The 14215-nt window shown below is 35.8% G+C and carries 17 protein-coding genes; 8 read left to right on the top strand and 9 right to left on the bottom strand.

Annotated features, from left to right (window positions below; genetic code table 11):
* Nucleotides 1–39: 39 nt before the first annotated feature.
* Nucleotides 40–693, bottom strand: coding sequence for a hypothetical protein (locus tag Q1A01_RS09015; protein ID WP_299679204.1), 654 nt, complete (start codon nucleotides 691–693; stop codon nucleotides 40–42).
* Between the two features lie 164 nt (nucleotides 694–857).
* Between Q1A01_RS09015 and Q1A01_RS09010 the strand changes: the two genes are divergently transcribed.
* On the top strand, nucleotides 858–986 hold the full coding sequence (locus Q1A01_RS09010; protein WP_299679201.1) for a hypothetical protein: 129 nt from the start codon (nucleotides 858–860) through the stop codon (nucleotides 984–986).
* Between the two features lie 101 nt (nucleotides 987–1087).
* Here Q1A01_RS09010 and Q1A01_RS09005 read toward each other — a convergent pair whose 3' ends face one another.
* Genes Q1A01_RS09005 through Q1A01_RS08985 form a run of 5 tightly spaced genes read right to left on the bottom strand, consistent with a single transcriptional unit; the run spans nucleotide 1088 to nucleotide 6748 of the window.
* Complete coding sequence (locus Q1A01_RS09005) at nucleotides 1088–1582, bottom strand: hypothetical protein (RefSeq protein ID WP_299679198.1); 495 nt, start codon at nucleotides 1580–1582, stop codon at nucleotides 1088–1090.
* Between the two features lie 30 nt (nucleotides 1583–1612).
* The gene (locus Q1A01_RS09000) at nucleotides 1613–3418 is read right to left on the bottom strand and encodes a sodium:solute symporter family protein (protein ID WP_299679195.1); all 1806 of its coding nucleotides are present in this window, start codon (nucleotides 3416–3418) and stop codon (nucleotides 1613–1615) included.
* A gap of 14 nt (nucleotides 3419–3432) precedes the next feature.
* On the bottom strand, nucleotides 3433–4299 hold the full coding sequence (locus tag Q1A01_RS08995) for a sugar phosphate nucleotidyltransferase (protein ID WP_299679192.1): 867 nt from the start codon (nucleotides 4297–4299) through the stop codon (nucleotides 3433–3435).
* Nucleotides 4296–5384: a galactokinase family protein gene (locus tag Q1A01_RS08990; RefSeq protein WP_299679189.1), complete on the bottom strand. Its 1089-nt coding sequence runs from the start codon at nucleotides 5382–5384 to the stop codon at nucleotides 4296–4298. Before Q1A01_RS08990 ends, Q1A01_RS08995 begins: the two co-directional genes overlap by 4 nt.
* 8 nt (nucleotides 5385–5392) lie before the next feature.
* Nucleotides 5393–6748, bottom strand: coding sequence for a Gfo/Idh/MocA family oxidoreductase (locus Q1A01_RS08985; protein WP_299679186.1), 1356 nt, complete (start codon nucleotides 6746–6748; stop codon nucleotides 5393–5395).
* Between the two features lie 194 nt (nucleotides 6749–6942).
* Here Q1A01_RS08985 and Q1A01_RS08980 point away from each other — a divergent pair, with 194 nt between their 5' ends.
* A complete protein-coding gene (locus tag Q1A01_RS08980) occupies nucleotides 6943–7254 on the top strand; it encodes a hypothetical protein (protein WP_299679183.1) in 312 nt (103 codons plus the stop codon).
* Nucleotides 7251–7604, top strand: coding sequence for a DUF1801 domain-containing protein (locus Q1A01_RS08975; RefSeq protein WP_299679180.1), 354 nt, complete (start codon nucleotides 7251–7253; stop codon nucleotides 7602–7604). Before Q1A01_RS08980 ends, Q1A01_RS08975 begins: the two co-directional genes overlap by 4 nt.
* A gap of 396 nt (nucleotides 7605–8000) precedes the next feature.
* Here Q1A01_RS08975 and kdsA read toward each other — a convergent pair whose 3' ends face one another.
* Together kdsA and Q1A01_RS08965 are read right to left on the bottom strand one after the other, a co-directional pair.
* Entirely contained in the window at nucleotides 8001–8819 is an 819-nt protein-coding gene (gene kdsA / locus Q1A01_RS08970; RefSeq protein ID WP_299679177.1) for a 3-deoxy-8-phosphooctulonate synthase, read from the bottom strand.
* Between the two features lie 112 nt (nucleotides 8820–8931).
* Complete coding sequence (locus Q1A01_RS08965) at nucleotides 8932–9582, bottom strand: flavin reductase (protein ID WP_299679174.1); 651 nt, start codon at nucleotides 9580–9582, stop codon at nucleotides 8932–8934.
* Nucleotides 9583–9605: 23 nt separating this feature from the next.
* Between Q1A01_RS08965 and Q1A01_RS08960 the strand changes: the two genes are divergently transcribed.
* Nucleotides 9606–10409 carry a class I SAM-dependent methyltransferase gene (locus Q1A01_RS08960; RefSeq protein WP_299679171.1) on the top strand — a complete coding sequence of 268 codons (804 nt, stop codon included), beginning with the start codon at nucleotides 9606–9608 and terminating at the stop codon, nucleotides 10407–10409.
* Here the strand turns inward: Q1A01_RS08960 and msrA are convergent.
* Nucleotides 10406–11062 carry a peptide-methionine (S)-S-oxide reductase MsrA gene (gene msrA / locus Q1A01_RS08955; protein ID WP_299679168.1) on the bottom strand — a complete coding sequence of 219 codons (657 nt, stop codon included), beginning with the start codon at nucleotides 11060–11062 and terminating at the stop codon, nucleotides 10406–10408. The two genes, Q1A01_RS08960 and msrA, sit on opposite strands and share 4 nt — an antisense overlap.
* 118 nt (nucleotides 11063–11180) lie before the next feature.
* Between msrA and Q1A01_RS08950 the strand changes: the two genes are divergently transcribed.
* From Q1A01_RS08950 to Q1A01_RS08935, 4 genes are all read left to right on the top strand, one after another.
* Complete coding sequence (locus Q1A01_RS08950; protein WP_299679165.1) at nucleotides 11181–11594, top strand: hypothetical protein; 414 nt, start codon at nucleotides 11181–11183, stop codon at nucleotides 11592–11594.
* Between the two features lie 52 nt (nucleotides 11595–11646).
* Nucleotides 11647–12411, top strand: a complete 765-nt coding sequence (locus Q1A01_RS08945; RefSeq protein WP_299679162.1) for a hypothetical protein — start codon at nucleotides 11647–11649, stop codon at nucleotides 12409–12411.
* An 11-nt stretch (nucleotides 12412–12422) separates the two neighbouring features.
* Nucleotides 12423–13049, top strand: coding sequence for a cation transporter (locus Q1A01_RS08940; protein ID WP_299679159.1), 627 nt, complete (start codon nucleotides 12423–12425; stop codon nucleotides 13047–13049).
* 291 nt (nucleotides 13050–13340) lie between these two features.
* Nucleotides 13341–14213, top strand: coding sequence for an NHL repeat-containing protein (locus Q1A01_RS08935; RefSeq protein ID WP_299679157.1), 873 nt, complete (start codon nucleotides 13341–13343; stop codon nucleotides 14211–14213).
* Nucleotides 14214–14215 lie beyond the last annotated feature (2 nt).

Below are 14215 nucleotides of genomic sequence, written 5' to 3'. Positions count from 1 at the left end.
CGTTGATAAAAAATACGTTTTCTATAAAACAACCACCAGTTATTCTTTTTTCATATCATACTTCATGTACATCATACTACCGTAAATAATATGTAAGACCCCAAAACCTAGAGACCAGAAATAGATGCCATAACCTATGAATTGCGTGCTTATCAATCCTATAATTACATTAGCAAGTCCTAAATATTTAATATCTCCTAAGGTGAATTTACTAGCATTAATCAATGCAAGTCCATAAAAAATCAAGGTACATGGAGCTACTAATCCTATCAAACCATATTGTAATAGAACCAGGCAGAAAACACCCCCTGTACCTAAAGGAATCGAAAAATTAACAAGTAACCTTCGTGAAGAAGGATCCCATATTTTTTCTTCGTGCTTTTTTGCTTTACGTATCGTGAGTATAATACCCGTAACCACTGCAGCTATAAGCACGATCAAGGCAACAAAGAATAATTTTGCGCCAGAAGGATGTGCTAGATACGCATTTATCAATCCTACAACCGATGCATACCTTGCACCACCTAAAGTAAGCTGTTCGGTTGTAAGAATGTTATGTGCTACAAATGCACCAATTAGGGCATATATCCCAGCGAGTATTCCAGAAAGTCCACTTAATGACATAAATCGTGAAGATTTACTCATCATAGACTTGATACTCACAATGTCTTCTAAATATTTATTTGACTCCATAATAAAGTACTTTGAAATTCAAAGTTAATTAATATTTTGGAATTTGCAAGAATATATGTGAATCACTTGTGTTAATTATCTGTTATTTAAATCTTAAACTGATAAGGAATTTGATAGTATTGATATAGTTTTAATAGTAAAGAAGTTAAATAAAATAGTTGCTTATGAGAATATTAACGAAACAAGAGGAATCTAGTATAAATGGAGGTAGTTCATCAACAATGACTATAACTCAAGTAGGAAATGATGAGATTACTTGGGAAGAAGAGGAATCATTTAATATACCTTCCTAATTTCCGAGGTGATTTTTGGTGCCTTTTAAGTGTTCGCTTTCGCGAAAGCAAAAAAAGAATGATTACACTATATAATGATATTTATTTAAGGTAATGCTTTCTTAATTATTCACAATCTCCAGATTGTGAATTAACTTTACACGATTATCTACTCCTTTTCTAAAGAGGAAGGAGTAGCTTTTTCCTTGATAGAATTTTGGGTATTTTCCTCTACGTTTTCTTTTAAAGACTAAGATTTCTATAGCAAATATATCGTGTTCTGTTTCTGTAACGACAAATAGGTGTTTTGCTCTTCTCTTTGTACGCAACTCTTTAAAGACAGGAATTTCTATAGGTGTGTATAACTCGCCAAAATAATTTTCAAAGTCTCTATCTTTAAAGGTTAGTGTCTGATCATCTAACCAAAAAGCATACGCCTGATTTGCAAAACTGGTTGTCCTGATAACAGTTGTATAGTTGTCAATGCCTAGCTCTTTATACGTAGGACTGTTTTCAATAATACGCAATGCTTCTTGATATACTTTAGCGGTTTCTTGTGCGTATGTTATGTGTAAAAATGACGTGACTAAAAGTAAAGTGACTAAAATCTTTTTCATGTGTATAAATATAACTCCTTTCTATGTCGATTAATCTGCAATTTCTTTAAGACGTTTCCAAACTTTTAATAGGAATACACCAGAGATAATTACAACTCCTAATGTAATAAGTGCATTGGTGGTTTCTCCATAAATGAAATATCCTGTACAAAATAAAGCACCATACACAAATGCACAGCCTAGTAACATCGCAAGAATTCCTTGTGGTACAATCCATGGCGTCTGAGAAGCGTTTTGTTCTTCAGGAGTCATTTGGGCGACAATCTTTTTCCAGCCGTTACCACCGGGTGTTGTTCTCTGGTAAAAACGGGCTAGTGTTTCTTGAGATTCCGGTTGTGTTGCATACGTAACAATGAGCCAAATAATAGAAGTCACTACCACAATAAATGGAAATTGATAATAAGCAGGCATCCACCCCGCTTTTCCAAACATGGTTTCTCCAAGAGGCGTAAATGTTAACAGCATAGAGATGGTCCCAGATGCAATCATAGCACTTATTTCTGTCCATGCATTGATACGCCACCAGAACCAACGAAGTATGAAAATGAGTCCAGTTCCTGCACCAAACATAATAATGATATCAAATATTTGTTTTGCATTATTCATGGCTAATGCCATAAGTGCGCTGATCACCATAAGAATAATGGTTGCAATACGTCCAGCCTGCACTTGTTCTTTTTCGGTAGCTTCTTTTTTAATCTGTGTTTTATATAAATCATTCACTAGATAGGAAGCTCCCCAATTTAAATGCGTAGAAATGGTACTCATAAAGGCAGCAGCAAGCGATGCTAGTACAATACCTAATAAACCGCTTGGTAATTTAGTTAGCATTGCAGAATAGGCGAGATCTTGTCCTAGTTTGTCATCTGAGATATTAGGAAACGCTTCTTGTATACTCGCTATATCTGGAAAAACAATAAGAGAAGCTAATGCTACCAAAATCCATGGCCAAGGACGAATCGCAATATGCATAAAATTAAAAAAGAAAGTGGCACCTATGGCGTGATTTTCATTTTTAGCAGCCAGCATACGTTGTGCAACATAGCCTCCACCACCAGGCTCTCCACCAGGATACCAACTACTCCACCATTGCACAGCAATAGGAATAATGAAGAGCGTAATATATAATTCTTTTTTATCTACATCGGGAACAAAAGCAAGCTTGTCGGCTACATTAGGGTGAGAAACGAGTGCCTCTAAACCTCCCACTTCTGGAAGACCTACAATATAAACTGCAGCACCTAAGGCCCCAACCATGGCAACAAAAAAGAGAATAAAATCAGTATAAACAACACCTTTAAACCCTCCAATAGAGCTAAAAAGTAAGGTGATAGATCCAGCTATAAGAAGCGTGATTTCTCCTTCTAATCCAAGCATCACTTCACCAATTTTGATGGCAGCTAGCATCACGCCCGCCATTGCAAACATATTAAAAAACACTCCTAAAAAGACAGCTCTAAACCAGCGTAAAAAACGCGCTGGAGCACCGCCATAACGTAGCTCATAAAACTCAATATCTGTTTTTACATTCGATTTTCGCCATAAGCGTGCATATACAAAAACCGTGAGTAATCCTGTGATCAGGAACGCCCACCATACCCAATTACCAGCAACGCCGTTGGTACGTACAATATCGGTTACCAGATTTGGCGTATCTGTCGAAAAGGTAGTGGCTACCATAGAAAGCCCTAATAACCACCAAGGCATATTACGACCAGATAAAAAGTATTGAGAGGTATCTTTTCCTGAGGTCTTACTCACATAAAACCCTACAGATAGGATAATGACAAATAGCAAAATAATAATGACAAGGTCTAGTGTCGATAAATCAATCATAAGGAGTCGTTATATTATGTAGTCCAATCTAAGGTTGGAATATGTGTAGAAAGATAATCATTCAAAATAAAAATATCATCTTTTCCCGTTAAATCAGGAACATGTTCTGAAAAAGGAATGGCTTGCATCGCGGTTGGGTATTCACGTACCATAGCGAGAATAGCAGTTGGAAGTTCTTTTTCATTACGTTCTGGATGAATAGGGCAGGCCACTAAATAAGGATAAAATGAAGCACCTTGAAATTTAAAAATGTTCATGCTGACTCTAAAGGTCCCATCAGTATTTTTGTAATCTTCAACTTCAGAAGCTTCAGGTTTTTCTATGATATCTTGTAAATAATGTTCGGTTGTAATCTTTGTTAAAGCAAACCGAGCAATGCGTTCCATAGGATACTTTAGCGCTGACCGATCATAATTTAAGAATGCGTGACTGTTTTTGTTTTCGCGCAAAGCGAAAAAAGCAGCAGTGCTATATAAATTGTCTGCATTACAAACTAAAAAACTATTTGACTTTAAATGGGGGTATTGCTCTATGGCTTGCAATAAAGCGTCGGCAGTACCTAAGGGTTTTTCTCGACCCTCAGGAATATGTTGTACCGCATAAGAGATCTGAAGTCTATGAAAATCATTGCCTTGATCTTGGTTGCCATAGTATTCTTTAAATAAACCACCTTGCGGACCAATCACAATAACCACATGAATAATCCCTGCTTGTTTTGCATTGTATAATACATAATCAAGCATAGGTCTATCGTTCAGTAAAATTAATGCCTTGCTACGCGTATTCGCTTGTACCACCATCTCATCAGAAAGGTCTGATGTTATTGATTTTTTCATACGTGATGAAGCACCTCCTGCAAGAATAATTAATGTATTTGTCATAAGATATATGCTCCTTTGCTTAATTGTATAGTATAGGCATCTTTAGCACCTGCGTTTTGTATGGCATTGATCACGTCCTGTTGTTTTTCAATAGGTGCGATAGCACATATACAACCTCCACCACCTGAACCTACAATTTTAGCACCATAGGCACCTTCGTATAATGCAGCATCTATCATAGTGTCTATTACAGGCACTGTAATTTGTAGTGTGTTTTTTAAAACAGCATGATGCGCATTTAATAAATTACCTATATGTTTATAATCTATTTTTGTTTCGCTTAAAGCGAAAAATGCTTCTTGTGTAATCAAATGGTTTTGAATAGCAGCGTAAAAAAAAGGATGTAACGCATCAGGAAGTATTGCTTTATATGCATTATAATCTTCAAGGGTTGCCGTAGTAAGATCAAAAGAAGGTGTTGTTTTTTCTATAAATGCAATGGCTTCCAACGATTTTCCTTTGATATCTCCCAAAACACCTACGGTATTTTTTGCAACACCAGATTCGCCCACAATAAGTCCTTCTAATGCGCATGCTATCTTACGATAATTTGAGGATGCATTCGTTTCTAAATAAATAGTATCTCCGATGGCACTTGTATATTGATCCATCTTTCCGCCAGGTGCTTTTTGAGCAACCACCTCAGCTTCATACGCTATTTTACCTATAAATTCTGGAGTTATAGGATGATCACAACCATAAGTAGTAAATAACCATTGAACCCACGCAACAACCATAGCAGAAGAACTCGATAATCCTGCATTAATAGGAATATTTCCTTGTATGGTAATATTATATCCTTGCGAGGGAATACATCCGTACTGTTGTACTACATATAAAGCTGTTTTGAGATGCGCTCCTTTGGTTGGGATAAGATCGCTGCTGCCTGCCGGCGAGGCAGGTTTACGAAAGGGTATACGTTCTTCTTTTCCCAAATCAGGCATGTTAATCACAAATGTATCTGTGTTATTAGGGGTGCCTTGAATAGTGATATATTTATTGATAGCGCAAGCAATAATAGGCAATTCCAGATAATCCTGATGGTCACCAAAAAGGCAGATACGTCCAGGTGCTTTTGAAATCATAGTAAGTGTTAATACGTTTCTTTTATCCAATTGTATGGCTTACGACTTACCCATAACCCTCTCGTAAAGTCAGGAAAGTCTTGAGGCTCACCATTATTTGCAATAGAAGCTTCAGAAAGTGGCGTAATGGCACTCCAAGCTGCGGCATCATAAGCATCAAGAGGCGGTGCTATATTTTGTTTTGCAGATTCTACAAAGGCATTTAATACAAAAAAGTCCATACCTCCATGACCAGAACCTGTGGCATATTCTCCATATTTTTTCCATAAAGGATGGTCGTATTTGTCTAGCCATGCTTTGGCATCATCCCAACGATGAGGCTCACTTTTTCCTTCTATATAAATACGACTTCCATCTACTTCCCATAACCCTTGACTTCCTTGGACTCTAAACCCAAGCGAGTAGGGACGTGGCGAGTTACAATCATGTGTTACAATAATGGTTTCTCCATTAGCTGTGGCAATGGTAGACGTAATCACATCTCCTTGCTTCCAGTTTAGTTTTGCATTAGGATGGTCTTTTCCTCCATTTTCAACAATGTATTTGTTGAGTCCAATGGCTTTAGTTGCATGTGAAGTCATAGATACAAAACGATTGCCTCTATTGACGTTACACATGGTAGCAATAGGCCCTACGCCATGAGTAGGATATACATCCCCATTACGGAGTAATGAATGTTGTGTACGCCATTTAGATTCTGAAATTCCTTTGTCTCCAAACTCAACTCCTTTCCCATAAGGTGTTACTCCATCATTTAGTTTTACAAATCGTAAATCATGTTGATAGCCACATCTAAAATGAATTAATTCTCCAAAAACCTCTTGACGTACCATGTTGAGAACCGCTAAAATATCACGACGGTAATTTACATTCTCTAGAATCATTAAGTGACTTCCAGTCTCTTCATGTGTGTTTACAAGATCCCAGCATTCTTCCATTGTATTTGCTGCCGATACTTCTACGCCTGTATATTTTCCAGCTTTCATGGCGTCTACTGCCATACGCGTATGCCATAACCATGGTGTCGAAATAATAACAGCGTCAATGCTTTTTTCTTCGAGGAGATTTCTATAATCATAATCATCTTTTCCAAAAACTTTAGGTGCTTTAAACCCCGCTTTGGCTATATGATCTTTGGCAATGGTGATTCTAGTAGGATCAATATCACAAATTGCTTCTATAGAAACATCTTTGCGTTGTAATAAATTGGTAAGGTGATTTGTGCCTCTTAATCCTACACCAATGAGGGCAACCTTTAAGGTTTCTTTTGACGTTTCTGAAGCGGTATAGGCTACAGTAGGAGCTAATGCAATACCAGTACCAACTAAAGCAGTTTTCTTTACAAAATCACGGCGAGAATTCATATACTTATGAGTTATAAGGTTGTCTAAAAATAGGAATTTTAAAAACGTATTTCCGCTTTCGCGAAAGCGAATAAATTTATTTATTACTACATTTATTTAATAACTATAGGTATACTTAATATAGTGAATAAAATCTAGTTTAATAATATTAGATAGATTGACGTATTTATTTGAAAATGAGTGAATAATAATATATGGCGATTTCAAAAAAAGGATTTCGAAAAATAATTGTAACGGGAAGTGAATTTTACTGGAAATTCAAAGGGAAAGTCTTTGTGACTACTGACACTATAGAAAATAATCTCTTAATAATAGATTTTGGTTGGTATGATGTATGGTGGTTTGTAAATGATAAAGAAAATGAACCTCCTGATTTTGAACCAAAGATTGTAACTCCGAAATTTGTTAGTGAATCTATTTTATTTGCGCTTCGGGAAGGATGGAAAGAGGGGAAATTAGAAATAAAGTTTGAAAATGGATCCTATAAAAAAATACTAAACTTGTGAATCCAGCTGAAAATTATATCATATCAAAACCAGAACCGTGGCGTAGTATTCTTATCGAGTTACAGGCTATTATTAAACACACTCTGCCAGAAGTAGAAGAACAATTTAAATGGCACTTACCCTTTTACAAAGTGGATAAAAAAATGTGTTGTTTTCTGAATTTTAGAAAAACATTTGTAGATGTAGGCTTTATTAATGGTATCCATATAACTATTCATAAAGATCATTTAATAGATGGTGAAAAACGTAAAACATTACGATCTATACGATACACTTCTATAGAAGAAATTGATGTAGCTGTATTGCAAGATGTCTTACGAGATGCAGTACGTCTTATCAGAGAAAAATAGCTATAATCCGTTGTGAATTTTGGGAAAGAATAAGTAACTGCACATTTATCTTCATTCTTTTCCTCAAACCCTAAAGGATGGAACGAAGATTTCTTTTATTCGTCATTTATGGTAGGGTGTGAGAAAATGAAAGAAATTGAATCAAAATACACAACAAATGGCTGAATATTATGGTAATGTTAATTATTAACGCTTTAAGATTTTATTAAGAGTCTTGCATTTATGTTTGTAGTAGTTTCGTAGAAACAATACTTACTAGTCAATTATGAAAAGCATTTAGTAAGTAAAAGGAATCTTTGGGGGAAGATTCCTTTTTTTTATGTTTCGTAATTATGAGTATGCTATTTTTTGTGTATAAGGCGATCTATGTTTTGTATTAGGTAAGTGATATATTACCTATAATGTATTTACCGTTTTACGTATCGTAACTAAGTTCGTGAGTAATTTTTCTAAATGCGCTAAGTCTAGCATATTTGCACCATCACTTTTTGCATTTGCAGGGTCAAAATGGGTTTCTATAAACAATCCATCTACGTTATTTACTATACCTGCACGAGCTATCGTTTCTATCATATCTGGACGTCCTCCTGTCACACCGCTAGATTGATTAGGTTGTTGTAAAGAGTGTGTCACATCAAGAACGGTAGGCGCATATTGTCTCATCGTTGGAATACCTCTAAAATCTACAATCATATCTTGATACCCAAACATAGTACCGCGATCAGTAATCATCACTTGTTCATTCCCTGTTCCAGTTACTTTTTTTGCAGCATGTTGCATGCTTTCTGGAGACATAAATTGTCCTTTCTTTAAATTGACTACTTTTCCAGTTTTAGCAGCAGCAACGACAAGGGCTGTCTGTCGTACAAGAAAAGCTGGTATTTGAAGCACATCTACATATTGTGCTGCAAGTGCTGCATCTGAAACTTCATGGATGTCGGTTACCGTTGGCACATCAAATCGTTCTGAAACTTTCGCAAGAATTTCTAACGCTTTTTCATCTCCAATTCCTGTAAAACTATCTACACGACTACGATTTGCTTTTCTAAAACTCCCTTTAAATACATAAGGGATTTCTAATTTAGTAGTGATTTCAAGAACCTTTTCGGCAATACGCATTGCCATATCTTCACCTTCAATCGCGCATGGACCTGCTAATAAAAAAAAGTTATCTCCGTCTGTATGTTTAAGCTTAGGAATCTTAGATAATTGCATAGTGTTTTGTGTTTGTATACGCTTTCGTACTTCGACTGGCTCAGTATAAACTCCAGTGTACGTCTCATAAAATCTATGCAAAGATAAAGCTAAAAAACAGGAAAGTGTCTTTTTACTTTTTCAGAATAGAGGCAGTAGGCTTGTCAGGTTTTGCATACTGTAACCGATCTAGAAGCTCAGGTTGTGAATAGCTGTCTAAACCATTAATAGTAACTCCCTGTGTTTTGCTTAAATCTATCCACCCATCTTCAGTATGAACTCCTTCTGGAAGATAAATATCTTGGATGGCTCCTACCATAAGTACCGTACCATTTTCTTTGATAGCATATTCATTTACATAATGACATGCTATTTTAATATGTGCCTCTTTTACAAAAGGAACTTTAAATCCATCTATAAATTTAGTAGTAAGTCCTGTAGCATCAAATTCTGAAATAGCAGCATCATAACGAGCTGAAGTTTGATGTGCTTCTTTTATGATAGATGTGTTCACATGGTTAATCGTAAAAACACCTGTTTCTTTTATATTTAGGTACGTATGTCTAGGTACAACGGTAGGTCGTGTAATAAAGCCAACTAGAGGTGGGTGACTCCCTAAATGCGTGACAGAACTAAAAACAGCAAGATTAGGAATTCCTTCTTTATCAATAGTTCCTAGAAGATTAGCAGATTTATAACCAGTAACACTATTGATGAAATTAGCTCTAAATCGCTGATCCATGTTTTCAATAGCTTCTTTATCAAAATGTAGTATCTTTCTCAAAGTTTATTTCAAAAGTACAAATTATGTCTGATCCTAACCCTGATTATTTTAAAGTTAATCGAGACACTTGGAATCAAAAAGTAACGATTCATGCTGAGAGTGAGTTTTATAATATGGATGGTTTTCTTGCAGGCGAAACATCACTGAATCAGTATGAATTAGAAGCATTAGGAGCTATCAAAGGAAAAAAACTATTGCATTTACAATGTCATTTTGGACAGGATACATTAAGCTTTGCTAGAATGGGCGCTATTTGCACAGGAGTCGATTTAAGTGATGAAGGAATTGTACTGGCAAAAAAACTCAATAAACAATTAGCTCTGGATGCTACTTTTATAAGATGCAATGTATTAGATACATCTGAGTATACGAACGATCTTTTCGATATTGTATTTACGAGTTATGGAACGATAGGATGGTTGCCAGATCTAAAACCTTGGGGTGAAATGATTGCAGAACGCCTAACATCGGGAGGAATATTCTATATGGTAGAATTTCACCCTCTGGTATGGATGTTTGATTATACATCGGGAAAAGCCGAATTGCGATATGGTTATAATCAGAAAGAAGCAATTTATGAGGAGTACGAAGGAACCTATGCCGATCAAAAATCAACTATGATTAGTAAAGAATATGGTTGGAACCATGGACTAGGCGATGTGATTTCTGCACTCACTAGTCAAGGACTCGTTGTAGAATATCTACGAGAACATGATGAGAGTCCGTATGACGTATTACCCGATTTGGTAAAAAATGAAAACGGCCTTTATGTAACTAAAGACCGTTTATATCCGCTTTTATTTGAGCTGAAGGTTCGGAAACCTTAATGTGCTGTATCTTTTAATAAATGAGGGAATTTCTTTTGAAAACGTCGTAATCTAGGAATAGAAACATTCTGAATGTAAGAGCTTTGTGGGTGTAGACGCTCATAATTTTGATGATATGCTTCTCCTTTCCAGAATTTTTGAAAAGGTAGGATAGAAGCGGCTACTTTGCCTTCTCCATAAATCTTTTCTTGCTCTTTTACTTTTTGAAGAATGATTTCTTTTTCTTTTTCATTTTGATAAAATATGATAGAACGATATTGAGATCCTACATCAGGTCCTTGGCCATATACTTGTGTTACGTTTTGAGATCCAAAATAAACATCTACTAAGGTTGCAAAGGATACCACAGTAGGATCATAATAGATTTCTACAGCTTCTGCATGACCTGTACGTCCAGTATTACTAGCTTCATATGTTGGGTTTTCAGTATGACCTCCACTATATCCAGATATAGATTCTTTAACCCCTTTTACACTTTCGTAAACAGCTTCTACACACCAAAAACACCCACTTGCAAAGTACGCTTTAGCCAAACCATCTTGTGTTTGTGTTTGTACAGGGTCTAGTGAAGCTGTAGGTTCGTTTACTTTATAAGGTTTGCTCTGGCATGAAATGGCAAGAATTAAACCTGTAATGATTATTGATAGTTTCATTGTTGATTTTCTTTTTTCTTTTTGTCTGCAAAATTACGAGAATCTTACTAGTTGGTATACTAAGGCTTTGTTAATCCAAAGTAGGGTTGTTATAAATTTTGTAATTTTGTAATCTATTATGAAAATATTCATTCACAAAATAATGGCTATTACGATGGCATGTGTTGTAATTTTTACGACCATGTCCTTTACGGTAGATATGCATTATTGTGGAGATACATTAGTAGATATTGCCGTTTTTAAAGAAGCAAAAGATTGCGGAATGCAAATGGCAATGCCAGCTTCTACTTCTAATGAAATGAAGGCGATGAGTTGCTGTCATGATGAGCAAATTGTGAGTATTGGTCAAGACGATTTAAAACCAACTTTTCAAAAATTAGATGTAGAACAGCAAAATTTTGTAATGGCCTTTTGTGGCTCTTATATTCAGTTGTTTGAATATTCAGAAACGCAAGAAATTCTTTTCGATGGCTATCCGCCACCAGATATTGTCACAGACATTGTGATTCTTTACGAGCAATTTTTGATTTGATATATGATGCTTTACTCGCCGCAGTTAAGTTTAATCATATATTAATAATTACATGAAACACATTTTATGGGTGGTTGCTTTGTTCGCTTTCGCGAAAGCGTATGCACAAGGACCCCCGATCACAGCAGATAAGCCTATTATGTTAGGCGGTGGAAGTTTTACCACCAAAACATTAACCGAAATTAGAGACACCGAAAGAGGTACCGCTACATACGTACCCGTAATGTTTCACTATTTACCTACGTCTAATTCTCTGTTTGCGGTACACCTTCCTTACATCAATTATGATTTTGATGATGGAAGATCAGGTAGTACACTCGCCGATATTAAAGTATTAGGAAAGTATCAATTTTATCGTAAAGATGCTACTGGCAAGACCTTTAGAGTCGTGGCAAAAACCTTTCAAAGTATCCCTACGGGAGATAAGGTTGATTTGATTGGTCTTAGCACAGGTTTCTATGAAGGCTATTATGGCATAGTTTCTGGATATGAAACCCTGAAATATGGAATCTCTACAGAGGTAGGTTATAATTGGTCACCAGAAGCAACTGTAGATGAATTTCGAGCAAAGTTTGGTGTAGGCTTGCCTTTGTTAAAACCACAATACCCAAATAAACAAATAAATCTGTTTTTTGAATATACAAGTTCGCTATTTACAGAAAGAGATTGGTATCAGTTATTGTATGCACAAGGTATACAATATGCAGGGAAAAATATCACATTTGATCTTGCCGTGCAGTTGCCACTTATTCAAAATTTAGATCCAACAAGAGAGTTAAACTATAGTGTGTTTCTTGGTACGAGATACACTTTTTAAAACATAAAAAAATGAAAAAAATCGTATTCATTGTATTTGCTGTTTTGATGGCAATACCAACAGTACAAGCACAAAAAAACTATGACCAATTTGAAGTCCAAGTTGATGGACTTGGATGTCCTTTTTGTGCCTACGGATTAGAGAAAAAATTTAAAGAATTTAAAGGCATCAAAAAAGTAAAAATAGATATAGAAACAGGAGATTTTAGCTTCACATACCCTTCTGAAAAAGCGTTGACAATTGTAGCCGTAGAAGAACAAGTTAAAAAAGCAGGATATACACCTATGTCTGGTCGTGTGATACGTCATGATGGAACTATAGAAGAAATGGGAGGTGTCAAAGAAACCATTGCCGCCGATGCAGAAATAGTAACAGAAAGCGCTTTTGTAGCAGGTAACTGTGAGATGTGTCAAGCACGTATTGTAAAAGCATCTACAGATGTTTTTGGAGTCTCAACAGCTGCATGGAATAAAGACACTAAGCTTCTAGAAGTGTCCTATGATAAAAATGCAACTACACTAGATGCTATTGAAAAAGCAGTAGCAAAAGCAGGACATGATACCAAAAACCACCAAGCAAAAAATGGCACCTATAAATCGTTGCCTGGTTGCTGTGCTTATGAACGTGTGGAGTATTAATGAAGTAGATGTCCGTTCGATCGTAGTCGAGAACCTCATAGATTTCTAATAACAATTTGTATAAATGAATCCTTAATAAGCCTTCCTCAACCCTAAAGGGTGGCTTATTTTAATGAAAATAATACGTATATGATTTTTGCACCCTTTAGGGAAGGGGAAACAAAAATTTAAATAGTAGATATCCGTTCGAGTGCAGTCGAGAATCCTAAGATATTTTAGTATTTAATCGTGGTTCTCAAATGCACTCAAACAGATATTATAACTTTATGTATGAACTAAAATAAAACCAAAATGAAATACATATATAGCCTATTCACACTTCTTATCATGATAAGTTGTGCTGAAAAAGAAGACATAGCCAAAAACTGGCAGCTCTCAAAAACAATCCCTATAACGGGTGTAAATGCTATTGGAATGGCAGTGGGCTCAGAAGGGATTTGGTTAAGTGACGGAGACCATAATCGATTGGTGTTGATAAATGATGAAGGAAAAACAGTAAAAACTATAGATTCACTTGACCGTCCTATGCATATAGATGCAGCAGAAGATATTCTATATGTACCGCAATACGGTAATGATGAAGTAAGTGTTTTTATCAAAGAAGAGAAGGAAGTATTTATGCTTTCAGACTCCTTAGATGCTCCTGCTGGTGTTTCTTCCTATAATCAAGAAAAAGCCATTGCCGATTTCTATAATCATCGTATTCTCTATAGTAAAGATGGAAAGGACTTTATTTCTTTTGGAAAAGAAGGAAAGGCACATGGCGATTTTTATTACCCAACAGATGTGCAGATAACAGAAAACAACATTTGGGTAGCCGATGCGTATAATAATCGCATACAGGTATTTGATAAACAAGGAACATTTTTAAAGGTAATAGGTGTCGATCAAAAAATGAATGCAGCTACAGGAATTTTTGTAAACCCTACTGAAGTATTTGTTGCTGACTTTGAAAATGATCGTGTCTTAGTATTTAATCATGAAGGAGTATTGCAGCAAGAACTTACAAAAGGGGTAGAAAAACCCATTGAAGTAATACAACATCAAGGGCAAGTTTTTGTGAGTAATTATAGAAAAAGCGAACTCTTAGTTTTTGATTGGAAAGCTATTCCAGAGGGAGAAAACGTAGGAGAAGACACACATAATCACAACCATAATCACTAATG

The sequence above is a fragment of the uncultured Dokdonia sp. genome, from assembly GCF_947492815.1.
Classification (GTDB): domain Bacteria; phylum Bacteroidota; class Bacteroidia; order Flavobacteriales; family Flavobacteriaceae; genus Dokdonia.
The sequence above is the reverse complement of the archived record's forward strand: the minus strand, read 5'-3'. Positions and strand labels throughout refer to the sequence as shown.